This is a genomic window from Butyrivibrio hungatei, assembly GCF_900101605.1.
Classification (GTDB): domain Bacteria; phylum Bacillota; class Clostridia; order Lachnospirales; family Lachnospiraceae; genus Butyrivibrio; species Butyrivibrio hungatei_B.
The window spans coordinates 1-25230 of the sequence record NZ_FMUR01000020.1; the positions used below are offsets into that span (position 1 = coordinate 1).

The 25230-nt window shown below is 39.0% G+C and carries 22 protein-coding genes and 1 tRNA gene; 6 read left to right on the forward strand and 17 right to left on the reverse strand.

Annotation, left to right across the window (positions count from 1 at the left end; translation table 11 throughout):
• The coding region (locus BLP87_RS13905; protein WP_074463212.1) for a hypothetical protein at positions 1 to 239 on the forward strand (239 nt) is incomplete at its 5' end.
• A gap of 85 nt (positions 240 to 324) precedes the next feature.
• Positions 325 to 669, forward strand: a complete 345-nt coding sequence (locus tag BLP87_RS13910; RefSeq protein WP_074463213.1) for a winged helix-turn-helix transcriptional regulator — start codon at positions 325 to 327, stop codon at positions 667 to 669.
• Between the two features lie 21 nt (positions 670 to 690).
• Here the strand turns inward: BLP87_RS13910 and BLP87_RS13915 are convergent, their stop codons facing one another.
• The 4 genes from BLP87_RS13915 to BLP87_RS13930 all read right to left on the reverse strand — a co-directional run bounded on the left by BLP87_RS13915 (position 691) and on the right by BLP87_RS13930 (position 7419).
• Complete coding sequence (locus tag BLP87_RS13915) at positions 691 to 1053, reverse strand: YccF domain-containing protein (protein WP_074463214.1); 363 nt, start codon at positions 1051 to 1053, stop codon at positions 691 to 693.
• 36 nt (positions 1054 to 1089) lie between these two features.
• Complete coding sequence (locus tag BLP87_RS13920; RefSeq protein ID WP_074463215.1) at positions 1090 to 1494, reverse strand: (deoxy)nucleoside triphosphate pyrophosphohydrolase; 405 nt, start codon at positions 1492 to 1494, stop codon at positions 1090 to 1092.
• A gap of 82 nt (positions 1495 to 1576) precedes the next feature.
• Positions 1577 to 4573, reverse strand: a complete 2997-nt coding sequence (locus BLP87_RS13925; RefSeq protein ID WP_074463216.1) for an NACHT domain-containing protein — start codon at positions 4571 to 4573, stop codon at positions 1577 to 1579.
• 47 nt (positions 4574 to 4620) lie between these two features.
• Entirely contained in the window at positions 4621 to 7419 is a 2799-nt protein-coding gene (locus tag BLP87_RS13930) for a DUF3427 domain-containing protein (RefSeq protein WP_074463217.1), read from the reverse strand.
• A gap of 250 nt (positions 7420 to 7669) precedes the next feature.
• Between BLP87_RS13930 and BLP87_RS13935 the strand changes: the two genes are divergently transcribed.
• Positions 7670 to 7957, forward strand: coding sequence for a hypothetical protein (locus tag BLP87_RS13935; RefSeq protein WP_074463218.1), 288 nt, complete (start codon positions 7670 to 7672; stop codon positions 7955 to 7957).
• Positions 7958 to 7987: 30 nt separating this feature from the next.
• Positions 7988 to 9073, forward strand: a complete 1086-nt coding sequence (locus tag BLP87_RS13940) for a radical SAM/SPASM domain-containing protein (protein WP_074463219.1) — start codon at positions 7988 to 7990, stop codon at positions 9071 to 9073.
• Between the two features lie 58 nt (positions 9074 to 9131).
• On the opposite strand, the gene BLP87_RS16130 is transcribed toward BLP87_RS13940, so the two are convergent.
• From BLP87_RS16130 to BLP87_RS13970, 6 genes are all read right to left on the reverse strand, one after another.
• Positions 9132 to 9593 carry a hypothetical protein gene (locus BLP87_RS16130; protein WP_074463220.1) on the reverse strand — a complete coding sequence of 154 codons (462 nt, stop codon included), beginning with the start codon at positions 9591 to 9593 and terminating at the stop codon, positions 9132 to 9134.
• Positions 9594 to 10020: 427 nt separating this feature from the next.
• Positions 10021 to 10509: a flavodoxin family protein gene (locus BLP87_RS13950; protein ID WP_074463221.1), complete on the reverse strand. Its 489-nt coding sequence runs from the start codon at positions 10507 to 10509 to the stop codon at positions 10021 to 10023.
• Positions 10510 to 10536: 27 nt separating this feature from the next.
• On the reverse strand, positions 10537 to 11961 hold the full coding sequence (locus tag BLP87_RS13955; protein WP_074463222.1) for an AAA family ATPase: 1425 nt from the start codon (positions 11959 to 11961) through the stop codon (positions 10537 to 10539).
• 140 nt (positions 11962 to 12101) lie between these two features.
• Entirely contained in the window at positions 12102 to 12554 is a 453-nt protein-coding gene (locus tag BLP87_RS13960; protein ID WP_074463223.1) for a PaaI family thioesterase, read from the reverse strand.
• A gap of 18 nt (positions 12555 to 12572) precedes the next feature.
• Entirely contained in the window at positions 12573 to 12968 is a 396-nt protein-coding gene (locus BLP87_RS13965) for a recombinase family protein (protein WP_074463224.1), read from the reverse strand.
• Positions 12965 to 13732: a nucleoside phosphorylase gene (locus BLP87_RS13970; RefSeq protein ID WP_026667099.1), complete on the reverse strand. Its 768-nt coding sequence runs from the start codon at positions 13730 to 13732 to the stop codon at positions 12965 to 12967. The genes BLP87_RS13965 and BLP87_RS13970 overlap by 4 nt, the downstream gene beginning before the upstream one ends.
• Before the next feature lie 229 nt (positions 13733 to 13961).
• Between BLP87_RS13970 and BLP87_RS13975 the strand changes: the two genes are divergently transcribed.
• Positions 13962 to 16007, forward strand: coding sequence for a methyl-accepting chemotaxis protein (locus BLP87_RS13975; protein WP_074463225.1), 2046 nt, complete (start codon positions 13962 to 13964; stop codon positions 16005 to 16007).
• 417 nt (positions 16008 to 16424) lie between these two features.
• On the opposite strand, the gene BLP87_RS13985 is transcribed toward BLP87_RS13975, so the two are convergent.
• A complete protein-coding gene (locus tag BLP87_RS13985) occupies positions 16425 to 16679 on the reverse strand; it encodes a helix-turn-helix domain-containing protein (RefSeq protein WP_074463227.1) in 255 nt (84 codons plus the stop codon).
• A 710-nt stretch (positions 16680 to 17389) separates the two neighbouring features.
• Positions 17390 to 17472, reverse strand: a tRNA-Asn gene (locus BLP87_RS16135).
• A gap of 495 nt (positions 17473 to 17967) precedes the next feature.
• On the opposite strand from BLP87_RS16135, the gene BLP87_RS15760 reads away from it, so the two are divergent.
• Positions 17968 to 20040, forward strand: a complete 2073-nt coding sequence (locus tag BLP87_RS15760) for a pectate lyase family protein (protein WP_176756661.1) — start codon at positions 17968 to 17970, stop codon at positions 20038 to 20040.
• A gap of 113 nt (positions 20041 to 20153) precedes the next feature.
• Here the strand turns inward: BLP87_RS15760 and BLP87_RS14000 are convergent, their stop codons facing one another.
• The 5 genes from BLP87_RS14000 to trxA form a co-directional block, all read right to left on the reverse strand.
• The gene (locus BLP87_RS14000) at positions 20154 to 21284 is read right to left on the reverse strand and encodes a phosphoribosyltransferase domain-containing protein (protein ID WP_074463228.1); all 1131 of its coding nucleotides are present in this window, start codon (positions 21282 to 21284) and stop codon (positions 20154 to 20156) included.
• A gap of 293 nt (positions 21285 to 21577) precedes the next feature.
• Positions 21578 to 23251 carry a VWA domain-containing protein gene (locus BLP87_RS14005; protein ID WP_074463229.1) on the reverse strand — a complete coding sequence of 558 codons (1674 nt, stop codon included), beginning with the start codon at positions 23249 to 23251 and terminating at the stop codon, positions 21578 to 21580.
• Positions 23248 to 24054, reverse strand: a complete 807-nt coding sequence (locus BLP87_RS14010; RefSeq protein ID WP_074463230.1) for a hypothetical protein — start codon at positions 24052 to 24054, stop codon at positions 23248 to 23250. The genes BLP87_RS14005 and BLP87_RS14010 overlap by 4 nt, the downstream gene beginning before the upstream one ends.
• A complete protein-coding gene (locus BLP87_RS14015; RefSeq protein WP_074463231.1) occupies positions 24051 to 24461 on the reverse strand; it encodes a hypothetical protein in 411 nt (136 codons plus the stop codon). Before BLP87_RS14015 ends, BLP87_RS14010 begins: the two co-directional genes overlap by 4 nt.
• A 252-nt stretch (positions 24462 to 24713) precedes the next feature.
• On the reverse strand, positions 24714 to 25031 hold the full coding sequence (gene trxA, locus BLP87_RS14020) for a thioredoxin (protein ID WP_074463232.1): 318 nt from the start codon (positions 25029 to 25031) through the stop codon (positions 24714 to 24716).
• Positions 25032 to 25230 lie beyond the last annotated feature (199 nt).

The following is a 25230-nucleotide window of genomic DNA, read 5'->3' on the forward strand; positions in this document are numbered from 1 at the left end:
ATCTATATGATATAGGAGATGGTCTTACACTCGTGAATATAGTTACGAAGAATGAAGCTGGTAAAACAAAAGCAGTTCATACGTATATAGGTTATGAAGGGGACGGTTTTGTTTGCGTTGCTCATTCCGAAGGTCTTGATCAGCCGGGAGTCATTTATAGTTATTCAAGTCATGTCAGGATGCTTAATGCTAATCTTCCATATCTGCTTGATTGTTTCTGGTCTAACGTAAAACAATAAACAGAAACCGGGATTGGAGTTCAATTCCGGCTGAAATTATTTTGGTCATTGAGTGGTAAAAACATTGGAAGTTATGAAGTATACTATGAGAAAAATAGCCGATCACGAGCCTTTATGTGAAGATATCGCAGGAAAAGGTTGTGGATTAAAAAAAGTAATAGATACCGTTGGCGGCAAGTGGAAAATAATGATACTATGCGTCATCGATAAAAATGAAGTTGTCAGATACGGCGAACTGAGCCGCTCTGTTCACGGCATCACCAATACAATGCTCGCCAATTCGCTAAAAGAGCTGGAAGCAGACGGACTTGTTGAGAGAAAGCAGTATGATGAAATGCCCGTAAGAGTTGAATATAATCTTACAGAAAAAACAAAAAGCCTCATCCCAATTCTTCTCCAATTAAAGAAGTGGGGCGAGGACAATCTGTGACTTATTTTTTACTTATAACATTTAGCTTACAATCCTGACTCCGAAAGGACACAGAGCAAGTCTTGCGATTTTAAAGAACTGTTTTCCGAAAGGAATTCCCACAATCGTGATGCACAAAACACATCCCATCACAAAATTAGCAACCGCAAGCTCCCATCCCGATGCCAAGAGCCAGATAACATTTAAAAAAAATGATGCTGCATTCCCTTCATCAACGATTCTTTTGCCAAAAGGGTTAAGTGACATTGATGCCATCTTAAAGCACTGTATACCGACCGGTATTCCAAATATAGTTAAGCACCAAAGGAGTCCGGCCAGCAGCCAGCCTATCGCACTAAGCAAGCCTCCGCAAATAATCCATATAAGATTCCCTAAAAAATCCATGTTGCTCCTCTCCCGTTCATAAACTCACAAAAAACTTTAATCCATACCCTCTTTGATCATATCGATCAGCAGCTCATCGGCAGGGAGCCAGTCAACATCATCGAGTTCATCCTTAGCAAGCCACCTTGCAGCCTCAGCTTCCTTTAGTTCCAGTTCTCCCGATTCTACCTCTGCCCAGAAGCAGTCCATTGACAGATGAAAAGAAGGATAATCATACTCAATTGTTTTTATAAGATCTCCCACTACTATTTTAGCGGTAAGTTCCTCTCTGATCTCGCGGACAAGTGCCTCCTGCGGTGTCTCGCCACTTTCAATCTTTCCGCCCGGAAACTCCCACCAGCCTTTGTATTCGCCGTAGCCTCGCCGGGTGGCAAAGGCTTTTGTTTTATTATTGATATCATCGCAGATTATGGCAGCAACGACGTTTATTGTTTTTAGCATATCTAATCCTTTTCTTTACAAAAATATGAAATAATCAATCTCTTACTCAACATATAATTCACAAACCGCACATCTTCATCCACTACATTTGATCAAAAACTTTTGCTACTGTCATTTTGGGATTTCTATCAATTTTATATGTATCATAATTAATCTTATTACTAATTAACGATGATGGCATTTCATATTTTGAAATAGTAGGACCATAAATGCATAATTCGTCAAGAAATGTAGCCTTTGAATAGTCAAATTCCCATGCGTCAGGCGATATAACCACCATCTTTTTCATCTTTTCCATATTGCAAAAACCGTCAAATAGTAATTCTGAATTTTTTCCTAATAAAGCTAATGTCAACTCGCTACAATTATCAAGAAATTTTATACCCATCCCAGAAATATATTCCTCTACTTTTGATGACACTACTCTACATTTTTTTATTCCGAAAATATTTTCATAATCGTTCAAATAATATATGTCCACGTGCGAATTATTGTTCCATATAGATAATTCTTTCAACTTCTTAAAATTCTTCAATATTGTTGGTTCGACAAAATTCCCCTCTATCTCCAATTCTTCTATAGAATCAGCTAAAACGCTTGGTATATGAGAACTTGAATCAACACTATTTTTAACAGAATTACTTCTAAACTCCATATAGCCTGTATAATCTATAATTCTCATTCTACTTATATTTAATGAAAGCAATTTTTCTATTTCATTCTGAGGCATCATATTGATTATTCTCAAAATCTCATAAGGAATAGTAAATATCTTTTCTTTTTTTGCTGTCCTTTCAATATATAACCAAACTTTTTCTGAAACTCTATATTTTTTTAAAACCTCCTCTGGAAACATAGAAATAAAGTCAGCAACAATTCTAAATTCATCATTAACTTCAGCAGTATCCAAATACACCAATGCTTCATTTAATGCCTTTATTGTCCCAATACGTTTCAACACAGCCAAACAATGCCATCTTTCCATTACATTATATGAAACTTTATGCTTTAAATAATTAACTGCAATTTCTCCAGCACTAGCAATCTGTTCTATCATATTAGCCCCAGGAGGAATCACTCTTGCTATTTCATTTTTCATCTCTTCTCGTACTGCAGGATCCACTTCAACTGCACCATCAAGGTATTCCAGTGCAAGAAAAGTGTACCTTTCATCCTCAGCACTTTTTCTCTTTTTTAATGCAGTTGTAATAATATCACTTGCTGTTCTTATATTAGCAAATCCTATAGCTATACATATTGTCTCTTTCCAATTATCATCTCCTATTTTATCTTTTAAATATCCCCACTCCTCCTGCCTACTAATTTCAAAAGAACACAAATACTCTTGAAAACTTCTATGAACAAAGGAAATTCTATTATACTCAGGCTCCTGTATTACCCCTGCCCGTTCTAATATATACTCCAAGAATATGTCAGCTTTTATTTTTGTAATATTCATATCACTCATAGTTGTTCGTAAAAGTCTTATAGCAAGTGACTTCTCAATTTCAGCCTCATTGTTGCGCATCATGTGAAGCGCCAGTTTTGACAATATAATCTTTTTTGTTTCATATGATAGTTCAATGCCCCTATCATCAATTTTCTGTTCAGTATTCCTGCTTTCAATTAGCATTTTGCAACATGCTTCATATAAATCGCGTTTATTTTTTGGAATTGACATCCCTGAATTATAATGAAGCGCCGAGATCATGGCACACAATAATGGGTTAGAAGCTAATCTCCTTAAAGAATCATTATTCTTAAGCAATTCCATCAAATTATTAATTGATGCAACAATAACGTCTTTAGTTTGACCAAGTTTTTCAATTAGCACTGCTTCATGCCAATATTTAATAAACTCTTCCATCTTGCTTTGCTTCAATGGAAGCATCTTTACCTCAATGATATCCTCTATTTCTGGCCTGTCTTTGATCTGTGGTCTAGATGTGAAAATTTTATGACAACGATTTTGTGAATCCAACTCAGATATCCATTTAAATACATCCAACCTTTTTTCAGCTGCTATCTCATCAAATCCATCTATCAAAAACAACAATTGTCCATTTTCTAGCTTATCTTCTAACCACCCCTCCGGAATGTTATATGTTGAATTTGGCATTATTTTTTTTATGCATTCAGGAAGCTTAAGATTACTTGTATCATGTTTTCTTAACTCCACAACTATTGGAACAACACCACTGCTTATACCACTTAATGATTCTCCATTAGCTATTCGAGTCGCAATCCAATACAAACATGTAGTCTTTCCAGAACCAGCTTCCCCTGAAATCCATATATTTTTTCTTTCAACAAAAATTTCAGATAAATCAGCAATTGTATTTGTATCATTATTTTCTGAAACCTCCAATTGCACGTATGCCGTTGATAAAGAATATGTCTTCATTTTACTATTGCTAATATCTGCACCAAACAAATGAATCTGGCAAAAAGAATTATTCACACAATTTCTATACTGTCTTTCAAAATTTTTATATTTATCAGGTAGGTTTTCAATTCTCTCATCTATATTTTTCAACTTTTTCAATACTTCATTCAATGCTTCTTTTGATTCCTCAACTTTTGCCATAATATAGTCATCTCGGTCGCCAGAAAAAGCAGGTAGTTTATTAAAATCTTCAATTATAACCTTCGAAACATAAGATATAAGCATGTTATAATAGTCAATTTCATCTGAGGAAAACCCTTCAATAGTACTTTCTCCTTTAGATAAAATATATCGTTCAAGCCTACCAGAATCTCTTTGTATATTAACCAGTAATGAAGAATCAAAGTCCGTACATTCAAGCGTTTTTTCAACAGCTTCCTTGACTAAGTCTTTGCTCTCCGTTGAAAGCCTTGATTTATCTAAAATATCTTCGCATTCTTTCGTAATTCTATCTCCCACACTCTCAAACGATCTACTAAATTCTTTTTGTTCAAGCCAATCCAACCCCAACTGCTTTCCGTATTCCAAAATATCCATACCAATAGACATTTTTCTCGAACCATCATATTTAGCTTTCAATAATATTTTTATAACCAGCATTCCCAACTCTATCATTTTTGCATTAGCCACCATCTTTCAGCTTATCCTCCCAAATAAAAATATTGCTATCAAGCTCTCTATTACTCAGCTACACCAAAATCATACTGTAAGTATTCCGGTAATTCTTTTTCCATACCTATATCATAAAGATAGGTGATATTTGTCTTGCCTGTAGTCTTATCAACCTTCTCCTGTCTTCTTTCATTAGAGAAAGTTCCTGTTCCAACATAGGTATAAGGTAGTCTCACTCCATGTTCTTCCGATACTTTTCTAATAAATAAATGCGCATACTTTGACAAACGCAATGATTGAAGATCTGCTGCCGAAATATTATTCTCACATTCCCATTGGAAAAGATTGTCTTCTAAAAACTTATCTTTATAATTCAATCTCTCTTCCAAAGATGCATCCTTTTTTAGAGAAGCAAAAATAATAACTTCGTCTCCATAAAAATATGTGCCTTTTTGATTATGATCGGGATCCTTAAGCATCTTTAGCTGTACTTGATCCATTCTATAGTTATTCCAAAGTACAAATTTCTCGTGATACATGTACTCTGAATCATATCTGACAAGTCCATATTCAAGAAGATCATCCAGATACTCACGAAGCTGATCATCCATTTCAACATTAAGGCTGAGCATATCTTCTTTTCTTATCACCGCTTTTTTCTTTATCATAAATTTTATTGCGTGCTCGATTTCTTCAACCTTATAGCTTTCTTTGTCACTTTCAAAAAACTCATATATCTGTTTTTCTTTCAAAGCTTCATCCATAAGAAGTTTTATTATTTCATACTCATGTCTTCGAACCAAAGGAAGAAGCGACGACACATATTTAATAAAATCTGTCTGCGCATCCGTAAACAACGGAAGATTCTCCTCACCTATTCCCTTAAGAAAGCTATAGTAACATCCCGTTTTCTTATTACTGATCTTCGAACTAAAAAATCTCATAAGATCCGGCGCGCAATCATTATTGAGATAATCCATATGTTTGGGATAAAACTCACTATTGCTATACTTCTTGAAGTTATAATAGTCCTGTTTCAGATAATTGATACCATTAAAATTCTCATTATCAATATACTTGATAATTTCTTGTTGGCTCTCCTCATCAAAATGCACCTTAACTCCATATTCCGAAAGCCCAAGTGCTTTGAAATCATCTTTTACCAAGCTCTGCATCAAACGCTTTTCAAGAATAAAATTCTTTGCCAAACTCCCCAGTGCAAACGCCACCTGTACACTTCTCTTATAACTGTTCCCAATAAAATCAAGGACTGTAACATATGATTTTCCTTCATATTTTCTAAGTCCTCTACCAAGTTGCTGAATAAATATTGTTGAACTTTCAGTTGGGCGCAAGAAAAGAACCATATTTACTCCGGGGATATCTACACCTTCATTCAATATGTCAACCGTACAAATAATTTCTAATTCTTTACTATCATCTTGAAGATCATCATAAGCACTCTTTCTTTCAGTCACAGTATTTTTCCCTGTCAAATATGCAGTATGATAATACTCTCCCAATTCTTCCGCCATCATTCTGGCATGCGTTATATTTTTACAAAAGGCCAATACTTTCAATTTACCTTCAGGCCTATATTCCTCTATTCTGTCTTTAATAAAATCACAATGATCAGTCGACGCAAGCTGCGCAATAAGTTTCCTTTCCTTATCTTTTGATAAGCCATAATCCACAAGACTATCTCTTATACCATAATATCTAAAGGGTACAACAAGATCGTTTATTATTGCATCACGAAGTCTGAGCTCATAAGGAACGTTAGAATCAAACAATTCAAAAACATCCTCATTATCCATTCGCTCAGGAGTCGCAGTAAGTCCTACTAAAAACTCCGGCTCAAAATACTCAATAATCTTCTTATATGAATCAGCAGTGGCGTGATGACATTCATCAAGAATAATATAATCAAAATCATCTTTTCCAAATAATTCTAAAGACCTACTTAGAATAATATTTCCGGCAAAAAGAAAATCTGCATCAAGTTCATGCGAAGATTGATTATATATACCATAACTCCGCTCCGCGCCAAACACTTCCTGAAATGTTTCCATAGACTTTTGCATAATTGAACCTTCATGGACAACATACAAAAGTCTCTTGGGATCAAAATTTCTGGCATCAAAGGCTGCAAGAAACGTTTTTCCCGAACCGGCTGCCGCAACAACAAGAGCTCTCTTCTTTCCCATTGTTCTATATCTATTTAGCTCTTTTAGTGCTTTATGTTGCATATAATTTGGACGTACATTCTCAACCTTCTGTCCATAGTCCATATCCCAACATTCTATTGCAAAATCTATTCTTTTCTTGTACTTATTTATAAGTTCCCTATCTAGACTGAATGTCCTGCTCCATTTATCATCAAATTCTTTTTTCATCTCAAGGAAAACGCCGGAATCACGATTTTTTATTACCGCCAAATCCCATTCAACATTTTTCTTGAGCGCATATCTGGTTATATTTGATGATCCGACAATAAGTTCTGCTCTATCAGCAAATTCAAAATAGTATCCTTTAGAATGATAGCCTATAACAGAATAGTTGTTGTCATGAAAACTCTCATAATCAAGGTGGCATTCAAACCTATCATATTCTTCTTGTAGATGGAGAAATTTTTGAAGAGACTCAACATCAGTAAAATTCTGATATGTAGAAGTTATTATTTTTCCTTGACATCCACGCTGTAATGCAGACTCAATATCCTTAATAATTAAAACAAGACCGGCCTTTTTTATAAAACTGACCGAAAAGCAAAACAAATCACAGCGTCTCAAATTATCTTTAATACGCTCAAGAAATGTCTGCTCTGTGTAATTGGTAAAAAACAAGTTATCATCCATATTTGCCATAATGACCTCTTCGGATAATTTTTTTGCCTCTTAAGAATTATACTACAAAAGCCGCATCAGATCAGTAGCCATAGTCTCTATTTACCATTTAGCAAATCGTAAAATAAAGCCTCCTTGTTCTTTTGCTTATGAACACGATTATAGTCTTCCCTAGGGGGGAACAACTATATAACACCTACACTGATTGCCCAATTTGATAATTTTTCCCTTTTAGATTAATATATTATTAATATATTTGGAGGCATTGCTTATGAAAAAAAAGACAAAAAAGGTAGTGATAGCCACATCAGTAAGTGTCGCTAGCATGGTACTTAACGCCGCTTGCGCTTATGGTCCACCGCAATATTATGAAGATGCTGATACCTACAGCTCATATGAATCATCTGTTGTTGATGAAGAATCATCTATTGATAATGCAACCGCTGACACTTCAGAAGCACCTGAATCCGCTGAACCGACTGATGATGCGCAAGACAAGAATCCTGATATTGATTTTGAAAAAGGACCTGTAGTATACGGACCGCCTAAGGCAAAGTAATAACCATTTGATAGTATTAGGAAATCTGATATGAATAAAAATAAAATGAAGCTGTCACACCTTGATCTTCAGTATGACGTGAGAAAAAAGTTTTTTAAAAAGCCCGTTCTCAAACAGCTTTTCTTTGAACTTACTCTCAACTGCAACGAACACTGCTGGCACTGTGGCTCAAGATGTGGTGATATAAAAGCAGAGGAAATGAATCCTCAGGAATGGAAAAATATCCTTGATCAGTTAAAAGAGGACTTTAAAGACCGACTTCCGCAAATAAATGTTACAGGCGGAGAGCCTCTTTTATACCATGGTTTTGAAGAAGTTATGGGTTATGCCCACTCACTTGGTTTTAAGTGGGGAATGACTTCCAACGCGGTTCTTATCACTCCCGAAGTTGCCAAGATGCTTCAAAGATGCGGCATGAACACCATATCTGTCAGTATCGACGGACTCCCCGAAACGCATGATAAGATAAGGGGACTTGACGGTGCGTATAAAAGAGCTATGGAAGGTATTCAGAACCTCATAGATCTTGATTGCTTTGATGAGATCATGGTGACAACCGTCGTTAATCACCAAACTATATGCGAATTAGAGCCTCTTTACGAAATAATGTCCGATATAGATATCGACAGCTGGCGTATCATGGGCATTGAGCCTATCGGTAGAGCACTTGATCATCCCGAGCTTCTTCTTACCGCTGATGATCAACGAAATCTTCTGAACTTTATCCGTGATAAAAGAGCCGATAACGAGCCAGTGACCTACGGTTGCTGCCACTACTTAGGCCTTGAATACGAAAGAGAAGTAAGGGACTGGTACTTCTTTTGCATGGCAGGCATTACTGTTGCCAGCATAACTGTGACAGGTGACGTTTACGGTTGTCTTGATATAGACAGAACACAGCCCGGTATAATTCAGGGCAACATACATGACAGGCGTTTCTCCGACATCTGGGAAAACGAGTTCAAAGTTTTTCGTTATGACAGATCCGGCGATAACGAGAAATGTGCAAACTGCTCAAGCAACAAGTATTGTATGGGCGGAGCTTTCCATACATGGGACTATGTAAACAATACACAGCGCCTATGTCTTATGGATTCACTTGAAAAAAACACATAAAATACACCCCGAACGCTGCTCTCTCCTACAGCATCCGGGGTGCATTTTCTATAAAACCTTATCTTCTCTTTTCTTCCTTCGCAATCCGCTCCTGTTCCAAACCCTGTTCGATGAAGTGCTCCAGAAGCGCATCGCCGTCAGGGCCGATTTCAATCTGGAGATCGACGTTGTTGATGTAGTAAGTGTAAGCGTTGAATTCTTTGGTGTTTCCTTTGTAGGTCTTAAGTGCTTCGATCTCTTCCTCGGCCTCACTCGTCAGCGGGACCGTATCAAGTGCAACGGGATAGCATCTTTTACACGGTTTATATCCGTCATCTATTGCTTCCTGTAGCGTGATCGAAACGCAACTTTTGCGAAGACTGTTGCAGTCCTTGCTATGATAGCAATCTCCCGTCTTGGTAACATATACGGTCGTGTCACTGCTTGCGCCTGCAGCAACAATCCCGATACTCTCCGTTGTCACCGTCACTGCCATCACAATAAATGCTGCGAACAATGCAAAAGTTCTTTTTACCGACATCAAAGTTCCTATTCCTCACTTCCTACAAATTATGTAATTGCAATTATAATCACTGACGCCCGCAAATGAAACAAACTCGGAATTAAAAGAAAGTAAAATAAAAACGGATATTCATTAAAAAAGTATAGAAAAAATGCATCTCAAATGCTTATCTCTCCCGTAGCATTTGAAATGCATTTTTCCATAACTCTTTCCTTTGCGTTACGCCTCCGCCTTACCCTTTATTATATAATGAGGCGGACCATCCATATCCGCATACGGCACAGGATGTACCCTCTATCCACTGCATGCCGGAGCGTCATTTGGATTATGTAATTACAATTATATATGTTCGCAATCACAATTGGAACAAACTTGGCGTAAAAAGAATATAAATTAAAAAGGAAGAGTTTTAAAATCTTCAGGTATTATTTAAAATTTTTATCCGTCACTGATTAAGCGCAACACAGAATCCATTTATCTGCGCCATTTTCTCTGCGCTCTGAGCGGTTTTTGGATCTATGAAAATTGAAGTTGCCTCAAATCCCGGTATCTCAAGGAACTTGGCAAGTTTACCGATAGCTTTTTCTCCGCCCGATCCGGTCATGCATGCATATGCAGAAAATCTTTTTCCGGCAAGGCTCTTTCTGTTGTCTTCTATAAAAGTACGAAGCGGCGGTGTGAACGTTCCCGCCCACACAGGAAATCCAAAGACGATGCGGTCATACTTGGAAAAGTCAACTGTGTACTCTTCAAGCTCAGGCTTCTCCGCCATGAGCGCACTCTTGCCGCCCCAGAAGAACTTTGCAAATCCCTTGTCGTTATAGGCTTTCTTCGGTATAAGCCTAAGCGTATCGGAATCTACCTTTTCTTTTACCAGATCTGCAACGAACTGCGTGTTTCCTTCCATTGAGTAGTAAACTATCAGTGTCTTCATGTAACCTCCCTCTCTCATAAATTGTCATTAATTGAATAAATCTTCCATGCGCACTTCTTTTCCTATGTAATTACTATACATATTCTTTTTCACACCATATGTTGTAATCATGGTAATTATGATAGTATCAGTGTTTTTAGTAGCTTTTCTGAAAACTTCAACCTTGTTTTTCAGCGCAAGATCATACGCTTTATCTATCTCATACTCACGCACCGAAAACTTAATCTCGCACAAGTTTATCACCCTGTCGCGCCTTTCTATAATAAGATCGATCTGCGCTCCTTTTTCATTATCATCACCTTGTTTATTCCACGTTGATACCTCAGTGAGAACACCCGATATTCCCAGAGTTTGCTTTATCTGATTTATATGGTCTTTGCAAACCTGTTCGTAAGTTAATCCCGACCATGCGCGTCTTGCAGGATTATCATTCATATTACTCCAAAAATGCTCGTCTTTGCCGTAATTATCCCTGATAAATTTGAAATAGAACAGCGAATAGTAGTCCGACAACTGATAACGCATTCCTCGTTTTTTATTCCCATACGCCTTGTTTGCTCTTATAAAACCGCATTTTTCAAGATTCGACAGCATCTTTGTCAACACACCATTTGAGGGCAATCCTGTTTTCTTAACCAGTTCTTCTCTGGAAAGGCCACTCCTCTTCTCACTCAAAGCTTCCGCAACCTTTATATACTGTTCACTATTAGAAAACAAGGTATGATACAGATGCTCAAATTCATTCCATAACTCCGCTCTTTTTCCAAAGAATATATCATCTATATTTTCATTTAAAGTCTTTTTACTGTCTAAAAGCCTTAAATAGAACGGAATCCCTCCCATAATCATATAAACCTGCACAATATCATATCTTGACCAAAAAATATTTCTAGAGTTGAGATACATCTCCGTATGTCTAATGTCAAAAGGTTCCAAGAACAACCTACACGTTTGCCTATTAAATAAACCACCTTTATTCTCATCTAATTTTTCAACCATCCAAGAAGTTGCCGAACCGCATACAATAAATACCAGATTCTTTCTGGTTGATCCCCACGAATTCCAGAACCATTCAAATGCATCCAAAAATCCGGAGTTTATCTTGTCCATCCATGGAAGCTCATCAAAGAAAACCACTTGTTTTTTCTTTGAATCTAAGGACTCAAGGTGATTTCTAAGCGCAAAAAAAGCCTCTGTCCAGTCTTTGGGGACATCATGCTTTTTATGTGATACATTATTTAATTCCAAAATGAAGTTCTTTAACTGTTCTCGATTCTTTTGATTTTCCGATCCCGTAAACTTGAACGCAAATGAATTATCATAATACTCATTTATAAGAAAGGTTTTTCCAACCCTTCTTCTGCCATACACTATTATCAATTGCGCTTCTTTTTCAGACATTGCCCTATCCAAGCGCTTTATCTCATTTTCACGTCCTATAAGATTTTCCACAGCGACCTCCCGAACAGTTTTTATCTTTATCTATGATTTTAATGACGATAAAGACAAAAGTCAAATCGACTTTTATCTTTATCTCTATTTTTTATTGACATAAAGATAAAAGTCGTCGAATATTTACCTGCTTCTGTCTCTCAGAATTTAAGATTATCTCCAAGCACCTGTGCTTTGCTCGCAAAGAATGAAAACTCTCCACTATCCAGAAGATTTCCGTTATCGTCGGTAACTCTGATATCAAATACCAGGATGTGCTTACCTGTCTTGAGCTTCATGCACTCACAGTAGATATACTCTGTGTTTACTGCAGGAAGCAGGAAGTTCAGATTTGCGGAAACGGTTGTAACATAATGTCCGCTCATGCTTCCCGTCGCGCCTGCCATTGCATCAACAAAAGACAAAAGCGCTCCGCCGTGAATACTTCCGTATGTGTTATGTAATCTGGAATCAGCCTTGATCCTTGCTTTGCTGTAGGTAGCGCTAAGCTCCAATACTTCAAAACCTATGAATTTATTATACTCATTTGCATATAATTCAGGAATTATCTTTTCCCTCATTGCATTTTCTTTTTCTGTGTGTGTTGGTCTCATTTTGGTACTCCTTCTTTCCTATTGCTTAGCATCCGCATACTCTTTGTATCTTCTTAAAAAAGTCGATTTACTTATTCCAAGCATTTTGGATGCCTCTGCGCTTTTTATTTTTTTAGCCGAATAATCCAAGAATATATCTTGCGCGGCTAGTTTGTCTATCCTTATTCTTCCTCTGCCCTTATAATTGCCTTTCTTAGCCGAAGCGGCAATTCCTGCATTTCTGCGAGAATCATGGAATCTTCGTTCTGTACTATATATTGCCATCAATAACTCAAAGTACTGTTTTCTGTTTTTATCATCCACTTTAAATTCCGGTGTTAGCACAGTATCTCCATAACATATAGCATCTAACATTTTTCTGCATATAACCGCTTTTTTGTTCCAAATATCTGTATATTCATTTCTTTTCCTCACTTATAACTTCTTAATATGTCCAGTCCCAGCAAAAGAGCTTTCTCGTGCGAATCCATTCCGAAATCGCGAAGATCGTATTCATGCACATTCGCAAGTGAATCTGCGGTAAACAGGAACTGTCCAAACTTTGCTCCACGCTTTCTGCAGCAGGCCGCGAGCGCCGAGCACTCCATCTCGACTACAGAACAGCCTTCTTCCAAGCGGTACTTCACCATATCTTTTGTCTCCCTGAAAAAGCCGTCGGTAGACCAGGTTGTGCAGGTCACAAAAGGAAGGTTGTGGGATTTGAAGCAGTTCTCGATAACTGATATCGGCTCTTCATCAAGCTCTATATATCTTGAAGCAGGCAGATACTGATACGATGTGCCTTCGCCGCGAAGTGCTCTTGTCGGAACAAGAAACGCATTCTCGGGTATATCAGCCAAAACTCCGCATGAACCGACCGCGATTACTTTTTTACACCCGCAATTAACAAGAAAATCCATCAGCCCCGTTGCGGCAGGAGCGCCAATTGTCGGCTGGACAAGGCAAATATCCTCTTCTTCCTCATGCAATATATAAACGTTCACGTTATGTGAGACGGTGATGTATTCATTTGCAATTTCCGCATCATGCTCTTTTGCATAATTATGTACAACATCCCCAAGGAAAGCAAACAAGCACTTCTCCGGAAGCTTTAAGTCCTCATTACCATGATTCGGCGTAATAACTTCCAACGAACTGTCATCATATTCAAGTATAGGTATCTCGTTTTTTATAATCATATTGTCTCTCCTTATAATGTCAATTTACTTAATATAAATACTAACTTCTTTTTACGTCAATAAGGCTTCTAAAAATTTGATAAAAAATCTATAAATATGCATTATTTTGTTTATTTTCATTGTAAAATTGAAATTGACCCCTTTATTGAGATTATTTCTTTTTTTCATTTATTTAATAGTAATTTACTATCAAATAAAAAAGTTTTCTTGATTTTTCAAGGAGGTATCTATGGCGGCGAAATCTAATGTTAGTAGCAAAAATGCAAGCAGTAACATCAGTTTCAAAGACAGCATCAAGACAAAACTGGTCTCAATCTTACTGGCAGTTGCAGCAGTTCCTCTCACAATTGCCGTAATCGTAAGCTACCAGACTTCCACAACCAAGGCAAAGAATGACGCATTGAACCTTCTAAGTTCAGATGCAAAAGTGGTCGAAGGGAAGTTTTCCACCATTGTACAGCAAAATGTCATAGCTCTTGAGACCTGCGCTTCAGCGCAAAGCACCATAGATTATCTTAAAACATTTAACCAGAGCGGCGCCGACAAAAAGAGAGAGCTGATACTGGCACAAATGGATGCCATCAATACAAATATCAATGACGGCAACAAAAACTGTATCCTTTCCATCTCAACCGGAGATCAGCTTATCAGAACCGACCGCAAGGATTTCACAAATATCGCTGACAGAGCGTATTTCCAAGAATGTTGGGCCAACAAAGCAATCGCCGTTTCTGAGATTGTCATAAGTAAAGCGGCAGGAAACAGGATTGTTATCATCATTGTTCCCGTTATCGATCCCTCTTCCGGTGAAATGATAGGTTCACTGCAGCGAAGCTTTGACCTTGCCGTTCTTCACGAATTCCTTGCAGATAACGTTAAGAACGGATATATCCTTGATAAAGCCGGAACGGTTGCCGCACATTCACAGTTTGAGATCACACCTGAAGATGAACCCATCGTGCACACAGATGAAGAATATATGACTTCCACTCTTTCCGCCAACACTTTTAACAGCGTCATAGACGGAAAGCCCACTTATACATCATGGATAAAAGAGCCCACTACAGGCTTTGTTGTTGCAGTATCCGAAACAAACTCCGAGATAATGGGACCCGCCATCCGCTCAGCACTTACCGTTATCATAATAGGAATCATTCTCCTTGTAATTGCAATAATCCTTTCACTTATGATGGCAAAGAGCTTTACGGATCCCATTGCCGCAGTAAACACATCTCTCGGCGCACTCGCAGACGGACGATTTGTTAAAGTTGAAAAGTTTGATAAAAGAAATGATGAATTCGGTACCATTTCAAAGGCTACCAATTCAGTTATAGGAACTCTCGATGAGATTGTCGGTCATATAAAAGAATCCGCATCAAGCGTCGGCGTTTCATCAGAAGAGCTTTCCGATATGGCTAATCAGATATCGCAGACAGCCGAAGACGTTTCCAATGCGGTTCAGGAGATCGCAACGGGCGCAACACAGCAGGCTGATGAGATTCAGAGCGCTACAGATAACGTGGGACGAATCGGTGACGCAGTCAATGATGTGCAGAATTCAACGAATAACCTTTCGGGACTTGCCGGCAAGATGAAAGAGGCATCCGAGGTATCAAGCAAGTCGCTCACATTGCTTCAGACTTCATCTGTTGAGATGACTTCCAAGATAGATGACATTGCCAAGACCATTCAGGCAACTCAGGACGCCGTTGACAATATCAGCGAAAAAGTTGAAGGAATCACATCTATCGCAACACAGACAAACCTCCTTTCACTCAATGCTTCGATCGAAGCTGCAAGAGCCGGAGAAGCCGGAAAAGGATTTGCGGTTGTTGCCGAAGAGATTGGAAAACTCGCCGATGATTCAAAGGCGATGGCAGATGATATAATGCGTGAAATGAGTACGCTCCTTGAGCAGAGTAAAGCTGCAGTAGCTGCTGCCGAGGATGTCAAGAGCGGAAACAATGAACAGCAGATAGCGATAGGCGAAACTCTCGATGCCGTAAACGGAATGCTTCAGGATATCGGAAGTACCGTAGGCGGCGTACAGAATATATCAAACGGAGCAGACACCTGTGCAACATCCAAGAATGCCGTAGTAGATACCATGAGTGCTCTTTCGGCAATATCCGAAGAAAACGCCGCTTCTTCAGAAGAGACCGGAGCCTCCATGCAGGAACTTTCCGCCACGGTTACAACTCTCGCCTGCTCTGCAGACAATCTGAAAGATATCGCCGAACAGCTCAATGAAGAAATGAAATTCTTTAAATCATAAATCTTTAGATAGAGAGACGCCCAAAAAGCGTCTCTCTATTTAAAATATGTTACAGATATCCAGATAATATTCTTGACAATAAAATCCCAGATAACTCTGAAAAGTATCTTATTATGAATAACGTCTTTTATATATGGAAACAAAAAAAGTCCGATTGCCATCCAAACAAGGCAAAATATAATATAACAGACACAAATTTTTTTTAGAAAGAATGAAAAAAAGTCTTTAATTAGCCGCATACTTTTGATATAATCAATCCACTGCACTTTTTTAACTAAATATAGAACAATTGGGAAATAGAAAGAATTTTCCATTAAAATATGAGAGAAAAAAAGAAAGGACTTCCCGTCCGTATTGCGCGCCCACGCAATACAAACGGTACATCCTCTCTGATTTCATGCAATAAACAAGATTATGTTAAGCGCATTTTCTTGCTCTTGCATTTACGTTAAGCACGATGATGTCCTCCATAGAAACTTCAAAGATCATTGCAAGCGCAATAAGGTTATCAATGGTAGGCATCGCTGCACCATGCTGCCATTTGTAGATTGCCTGTGGAGTTGCAAAACCGAACAAACTCTGCAATTCTTTTACAGTCAACCCAGCTGCCTTTCTCAGCCTTGCAATATTTCTCCCTGTAGCCGCCATATCTATGGAAGGCATTGTAATCATCTCGTCCTCCTGTTCCGGCACCCTATAATAGGAGCTGGTACTCCCAAGTGGACGCCTTTGGTTATAAAAAAATGAGTATTATTATGTCAATGGATTATGTTTTACAGTTTCTCTGAGTCCATGTATGATGTCCTCCTAGTCCGTGTATGTCATAGGTTTCTTTGTTCAATGTATTTCATTTTCCAAAAATGTTTACGATATGATCCGAAGCTTTCCTCTATCTAACTCTATTAGAATCAGCACTTCTCTCTCAATATTGGGCTGCTGTTGCGCCACTTTCATAATCATTCCACCTGTCTCAATATTATTATGAATAGTACGAAAGCTTTTATCTGAACACATCTCCGGTATCAATAACCAGCAACCAAGTTGTTTTAACGCCTTTTCTCTTTCATTGTTTCATTCACACGTATCGTCTGATTGAAGTATGACATATATAAAATACGTTTCTGATACAATGTCGGTGCTGTCACAAGGGAACGTAATTACCCGTAATAATTGCTGTGGTTCCTTTGACGCGACCGCGATCATATCCACGCCGGTTATGATATTCAGTTGTATAGCCTAAGTCCATGGATAATCACATATCCGTTGTGCCTGTTTTCTTATCTCGTCTTTGACTATCCGTGTATAACGAAGGCTTTACCATATCTCCTTTCACCTTGATCATTCAATAAACATTCATTGTTCAATAAAGTAGCATTGAACAGTACACGAGGAGGGATTCGAACCCACATGCATTTCTGCCTCTGATGTAATAATCAGGTTGCGATACCGTATTCGCAACTCGTGCCGAGGAGCGTTTTTTGTTGAATAGGAAATTTCCTATTCAACAAAAAACCGCTTGCCTTCATATAAGACAAGCGGTTTGCTTTTTATGTTTTTATATATGCTTTGATTCTTTATTGAATCTCTGCTAAAACAACATTTTCTCGCATCTGCTTATACTTATATGAACGCACAAAAGAAAATCCCCACTCGAAGCGTTTAACGAATGATGATTTTTTAAAGGATTTCATATTTTTTTTGCAGAACATCTGATTAAATGTTGTCACTCTTTGTCTTTTCCTTTCTCAGAGCCTTTTTGCAAGCCCCGTTTCTAGTTTATGAATGTATGATAGCACCATTTTTCTAAACTGTCATTATACTTCTGGTATAAATCGTTTAAATGTCAGATTATTTCCACTATTTGAGTATATTTGTTACTTGCTTTTTAACAATCCAGCTGGTATATATCTATATAAGGGCGGAATTCGCCTATTTGCAATATATATGGAGGAGGAAAAGTATGGTAAATATATCAAAGCGAATTGGCTCAATCCTCACGGGTGTGGCAATGCTCGCTTGTTCATTGTATATAATACCGCCAATCTCGATTCACGCAGAAGCTGTAACGCCTGAATCCGGCAGTGTTTATTATCTTAAGAACAAAAATAGCGGATTATATCTGACAGTTGAGAACGATTCCGCAACAAATGGGGCTAATGTAATTCAGTCAAAAGGTACCGGTTCACGCGGTCAGAAGTGGATTCTTGAGCAGAACGGCTCGGGAACATACCGCTTGCATCCCGCCACGGACACATCAGGCGGATTATCTCTCGATGTGGCAAACGGTTCATCCAAGAATTCAGCAAACGTACAGATTTATTCAAACAACGGTGCTTCCGCCCAGAACTTCAAGCTTACGGAAGCCGATTCAAAGAAAGGCTACTACATCTCAACCGAAGCTTCAAATTTTGCAGCCGTTCTTGACGTATACAAAAAGAGTACCGAATCGGGAGCCAATGTTCAGCAGTACAGAACTCTTAATCAGGCTAACCAGATCTGGTACTTCGAAAAGACAGATATGCCTTCCGGCGGTAATCAGAACAACCGAAATGCTTCAAACGGCGGAAGTCAGCCATCCGGCAATGACGCGAACAGGAACAATAATCCCGCTCCGCCGCAGCCTGTAAACAACAATAATAACAATTCAAACAATAGGTCCACATATAAGTCCGATTCATCCTATCCTCAGCAGCAGATGCAATTCCAGAACTGCTCTGACGGAAAGTTTGTAACAGGAAACGGTGGCTCAGTAACATCAAGCAATTCAAATTCTGCGAATACAAGATGGATCATTGATTATATAAGTAACGATTCATTCAGGATCATAAATGCGGCAGACGGAACGTGCCTCACACAGTCAAACAACTCAGTGTCAACAGCGCCTGTTTCTTCCGATAACAATGCTCAGGTTTGGACTATTGCTTCCGTAAAGGCTGACGCAAACGGAACGCCTCTTAACTATAAGATAGTAAGTAAGGCAAATAATTCACTTGCGCTTACTCTTTCGGGAAGCAGCTACGGTCTCAGCTCTTTTAACGGATCTGCGAAGCAGTGCTTTAGATTTAACTCATACGGCGCAGAGGGATTTGCAGGCTACAGCCTTGATATGAACAAAAGAGAAAAAGCGTCCGTAACGGGCGGCGTTCTCGGTCAGGTCGTAAAAGCAAACAATCTTTCAGACTTGCAGCGCTATGCTTCAGGCTCAACACCTTATACAATTGTTATCGGCAGTGACATATCCGCAAACTCGCTCACAAAGGTATCAGTCGGAGCAAACAAGACCTTCATCGGTTCTTACGGTGCGCACACGCTTAACAATATACACTTTAGAAATATATCTTCTTCAGGAAACAATATATATAAGAACATTACTTTCGCGCATTCAGTGAACATCAATGATAACGACGATATTCAGATGTACATCACTGACGGAAACAACTTCTGGCTTGACCACTGTTCATGGCCCGGTCACGACATGGGAAAAGACGGAAACATACACGGAAATGACAAAGATAAGTTCATCTATGTAGGACTCAAAGCAAACTTTGTATCGGTTACGGGATGTTACTTCGGCGGCCATAAGTACGGCCTTATCCTTGGATATCCCGAGGAAAACGGAGCTCCCACATATAACGGATATCCTTGCATGACTATATGCAACAACTACTTCAACGGTACTCAGACAAGAGCACCCGGACTTATGAGATACGGTTACTTCCATTGCTATAACAACTTTGTTTATAACTTTAATATAGGATACACACCATATACCAATTGTAATATTTTCTCAGAGAATAACTTCTTTGATAAAGGCAGAGATTCAGGCGGTGTCGTAAACGATATGGGCAGAGGAAACTTTACGGACCAAGGTTCTGTTCTTTCTTCCGACGTATCAAGACTCAGCATAGGAGGATGCAACTGGAGACCTTCTTCAAACTACGGTTACAAGGCAAGAAGCGCGGCAGATGCAAAATCATGGGCTACCTCCCACGCAGGTTCACAGAACTCACCTTTGGTATATGCCATTGATTAAAAGAATATCTTTTAGAGATAATACCTTAAATAACATAGAGCAGAAAAAAGGGGATATGCACCGATAAGATGCATATCCTCTTATATATTTCATATTATTTTTTCATACCGATCTCATCCCCGATACAGCACAACTTTCTCATTTCTTTCTTTGAAAAGAGCCTCTATAAGACTGTGTCTTTCGCAAAAAGAATCGCGTTCGCTGTCAGTCACTACTATAACCATGTCATATTTCTTGAGGTTATATATGTAACTCTTCCTGTCATTGGCATAAAAACTCTTTATCCTGTATCCGCTTTTTATAGGATAGCCGTCTGCTCGGCATATTCCTATGGGACTGCGTGTCGTAGAATAAGTATAAACGTTTGCCTTGGTGTTCTTTTCGATTATCTCACCGAGAACTATCGCAGGATACATGCACTCTTCCGTTCCAAGTATCAGGATACTGCTACAATCACATTCCTCGGCAAGTTTCTCCTGGATCACATAATCATATGCAAACATCTTGCAGTTTTCCACATATTCTCTGGTATTAACCCCAAGTCTCGGATTCATAAGATTCACGCGGGAACTTAGGCTTTCATACCTACCAACGCCAATCTTTTCGTTTATCTCATCTGCTTCACATATGTCATACTTTTCAACGTCTTTGGAAAAATCTGTCTCGTGCGGCCTGATAAGTGAAATACTCTCAATGCCGTCAGCTTTCATCTTTTCGTTTTCTTCTTTAGTTGCCCTGTCTATGATAGATGCTACGACCAGCTTTTTCTTACCTATCTCGGGATATTTCTTTTTTAACTGTTCTATAAAATTGATTATTGTTTCGTCAGTTGAGAGCTCGTCATCAACAAATACGATAGTTTCTGTATTCGCAAACCATTTGTCCAAATGTGAAGCAAGCAGTCTCTGATCGGTAACGTGGCTCTTTTCCTCTTGGAATTCAATCCATTCCGATTCCTGCAAAATATTATCTCTGGTTGTATGAATATAGATACAATCATCCGGCATTTCTTCCGCTACAGCCATCCCCACAGCAGTAGCGGTTTCTGCAAAGCCTATAACAAGCTTTGTCTCCGGATATTTCTCACTCACTAATTGTCCCAGTGAGTGAAGCATGTCCATAGCATCAGATGGCTTTACCGGCAAATGCTTGCCCTGTAAAGGGTCCACCAAAAGATATGTTTTTTCCGTATCGTGAAAACACTTCGCTAACCTCAACAGCTCATGTTCTGTGTAATTCCTCACTTTATCTCCTTATAAACATATCCCCACTCAAATACTCTTTCCTTTTTTAGCGTTATCTGTATAAGTACCGCAGTTAACATCACAGTAACTTTTCCCCTTTGTTACACATGCGCCGCGCTTACATCAATTACGCGTTAGTTAACTTTGGTGTATTTATATTTTACATTTTTTAGTATGATTTATCAACTAAAATCTATTATTTTTTTGCATTAAATCTTAGATTCTTTATTTGCATAGAAAAACTGCCTTACCGATCATATACGGCAAGGCAGTCTCTAATTTTTATTTATGTATTACAGATTAACATTAAACAGATTTCTGAGCTGGTTTACAACGTCGTCACTGTTTGCTTTGATCTGAGCAGCTTCATTGATACCCGAAAGTTTCTCAAGATCGTCTACATTGTTATAGTTGTATGCAATGCTGTATACAGGAACCTTGAGTCCTCCTACAACATCTGTGATACGTTCCAATGAATATCCTACATTCTGGTCACCGTCTGTAAGAACAAACAGCATGAGTTTTGCGTCGGGAACCTGCTCTTTATAGTCCTCGAGCATCTGCATACCTGTAAGAACCGCGTCATATGTTGCTGTTCCGCCTCCGGCAGTAAGATTTTTTACCTCACCCGAGAAGTATGCTCTCTGCGTTGAATCAAACTGAGCTATCGGAAGATTTACAGATACCCCATCTGAATAGCTAACAAGTCCTACATGATGATCTGAGCTTATATATGAAGATGAACTTATAAGTGACTGCTTAAGTGAATTAATCGGCTCACCATCCATTGATCCCGACACGTCTGCAACGAATACGGCTACGATGGGCTTACCACCGTTTTTGTTCTTCTTCCATACCTTCTGAGCTGCGATGTAATCTGCGCCTGACATTCCTGTGTCCTGTGCGGCATAATCGTCATCCTGATTGAAGCCCTTATCGGTTGCAAGCTTCTGCATGTCAGGGTTCTTGCAGAATTCAACAAACATGTTTGCTGCTGCCTTTTTCTGATCTGTAGTCCACTCAAAAGTATATACGGGATGATCGTGTCTTATTCCAACGGGAGTATAAATGTAGTTCTTAAGCTCGGGAGTGTTTGAATAAGCCTGTCTCTCCATTACCATTGCATTTATGATGCCTTTTGCTGCCTGGTTTCTGAGAACCGCTGTTGTATAAGCAACCGGAGGAGATTTCTTCTGATACTCCATAAGTGCATTTGTAGCGGTGTCTGAAAGCGGGTCGTTTGCATCAAATGATGCAAGCATCGCACAAAGAACATTAAGTCCCGTTGATGATGTATAAGGATTGGTATATGCGAAAGTAATATCGCCTGCGTTAGCGGCTGCAAGAACATTACCTACGTTAACATCACCATATTTTTCTTTAAATGTGTCATATACATCTTTTTTGATAAGGATACCTGCCGTATTGCCCGCAATACGATCTGCGATCATCTCTGTCTTGCATCCCGAAGCATCAAGCATCATGCCCCATGCGGCGTTACTCGGAATATACATATCGGGCTGATAACCGCCTGCAGTTATATATGTAACAACTTCGCCGGATGTGATCTTACGAACAGAAACCGAAACGCTGTTTCCGTCAATCTCATAACCTGCTTTATTAAATTTCTCGGCAACTTCATTGAGCCAGTTATCGGGTGCATCAGCCGAAAGCTCTGTTGCAGCGGCAATCTCGAGATTAATCTGTCCGTTACCAGTAACGGTAATGGGGAAAGTATCGATCTCTGCAAGAGTGTCCGCTTCAGAAACTTCCTCAGCATAGATGTCGAGAACCGGATTTGGATTGGTCTTAACAGAAACCTGTGTCATAAGAGACTTAAGTTCCTTTTTGGCCTCGTCCTCAGTGAGTTTGCTGACAGCGCCATCATTGTGTACTTTGCTGCAACCTGCAAGCGATGCTGCTATCATCGCTGTAGCAAGAAGCATTGATAAAACCTTCTTTTTCATGAATAAATTCCTCCCTCTTCTATCTGCGTAGTAAGAGCATTCTTATATACTTCAACCTCATTTATGCTACTTCCACTGTCTCCCTGCGAGTTGAGGAATTCAGTAACCGCAACAATAAACTCCTTTGTAGTCTTTAAAAGTCTGTTGTTATCTTCTGCACAATTCTTAGCTGTAAGTTCAACAACATCGAGATCGTTCTGTGTATTCGGGCTTGAAACCGTCATTATATTAAGAAGCTTTCTGACGTTTCTGCAGATGTGCTGCTCAACACCGTCAAGCACTTCCTCTGTGTCCCTAAGTGCATCCGCACCGTTGCTGTCCAAAAGATTTTTTAACCTAAGCTGGTAATCGTCCATCTGCGCCATGGTCGCTTTTACATTCTCAAGAGCAACGTCCATCTCATCCGCTTCATTCGGATTGTTCGATGATATGATGCTAAGCCACTTGTCGCCCTCCGTTATCAGACTGTTTCTTATCTGAACGGGATCGAGCTTTCCCTTTACTTTGAGAACAGGACCTGCGTTTGACTCGGCAGATTCTATTGCCTGCTGTTTTCTAAGTTCGTAGCGCGATATAAAGAGCATAGCCAATGTGCCTGCCCCTGCAACGGCTCCCGCTATCAAAAGAATTGTTGTCATTGCCGAAAGTACCCCGAAAAGACGTATTCCGCCGTATACAACAAGTATGTCCGTAAACATTCCGACCACTATCTTAAGGATAAGTGCGATAACAAAAGCGATCATTCCGATAACAGATCTAACCTTATTCTTTTTATATTTCATAAGTAAAACATTTTTATTCATTCAAGCTCCTTAGCTGCAGCCTTTATGTCGCTGCATCTTTTCATAATTTCTGCCATAAGTATCTGTTTACTTGATTCATCAAGCGCTTTTAGCGATACGCTTATAGTATCTGCAATCCCCGAAAGCTGCCCGTGCAGGGTGTCAAGCAGTAGTATCTGCTGCATCACCACCTGCCTTGTCACACTGTCTGTTTCAGCGATTCCTTCCAAAGTGTCGTTCATATCACCTTTCAGAGCTTCTATCATAGCTCTCAGATAACTAAGTCTCGGCACAAGCAATCTTAGCTGCATATCATCGCCCGCTTCCGTGGACAGCGATATCTTATTCAATATATCCTGTAGCGAATCCTGCATCTTGGCTATCTCATCAGGATACTGTTGTATTCTCACCGAAAGTCTGTTGTCCATTCCTCATCCCCTATTAATAGCGCACAAAAAAAGAGCCACCTTTAATAGAAACACTAAAAAAGTGACTCTTTATAGTCTAATTATTATTCTGCCTGGTACGCACTTTTTACCGATTTTCCATACAAAAATATTAACCTTTACGAAACATTATATTCATTTTTGGCGAATATTTCAATATGAAATTTCAGCAGAAATCTTTAAGTATTTTCTTAAGATATACCGCCCTGATGCCTTTCATTTTTTGTCCGTATCTCACATCATTTTTTGCAATTTATCAACAAGCTTGTCCTTTGTAACGGCACCTGTCTCATCAGAAACAAGCTCACCGTTCTTGATAAAAGCAAAGTAAGGAATGCTCATAACTCCGTATTTCTGCGCAAGTTCAGGCTCCTCATCAACATTGATCTTGCCAACCTTTGCCTTGCCGTCGTACTCGTTTGCAATCTGCTCAACCAAAGGTCCCATCATCTTGCAAGGTCCGCACCAGTCCGCATAGAAATCGATAAGTACCGGAACCTCACTGTTCATAACTTCTGCTTCAAAATTTTCACTTGTAAATCTGTATTCCATCTTTTTCACCTTTACACCAACAGCTCGTCGGTGCCTTTCTTTTTACATGTTTTTACTTAGTCTTTTCTTTTCGTGTGTAATCGTATTCATGGCATACACCTCTTTCAACTGTGAAAAGGTTTGTTTATTCTTTTTGCAAAATTATATTGCACACAATTTAAAATGTCAAGATAAAAAAAAGATCTTGAGAGTCATGCTC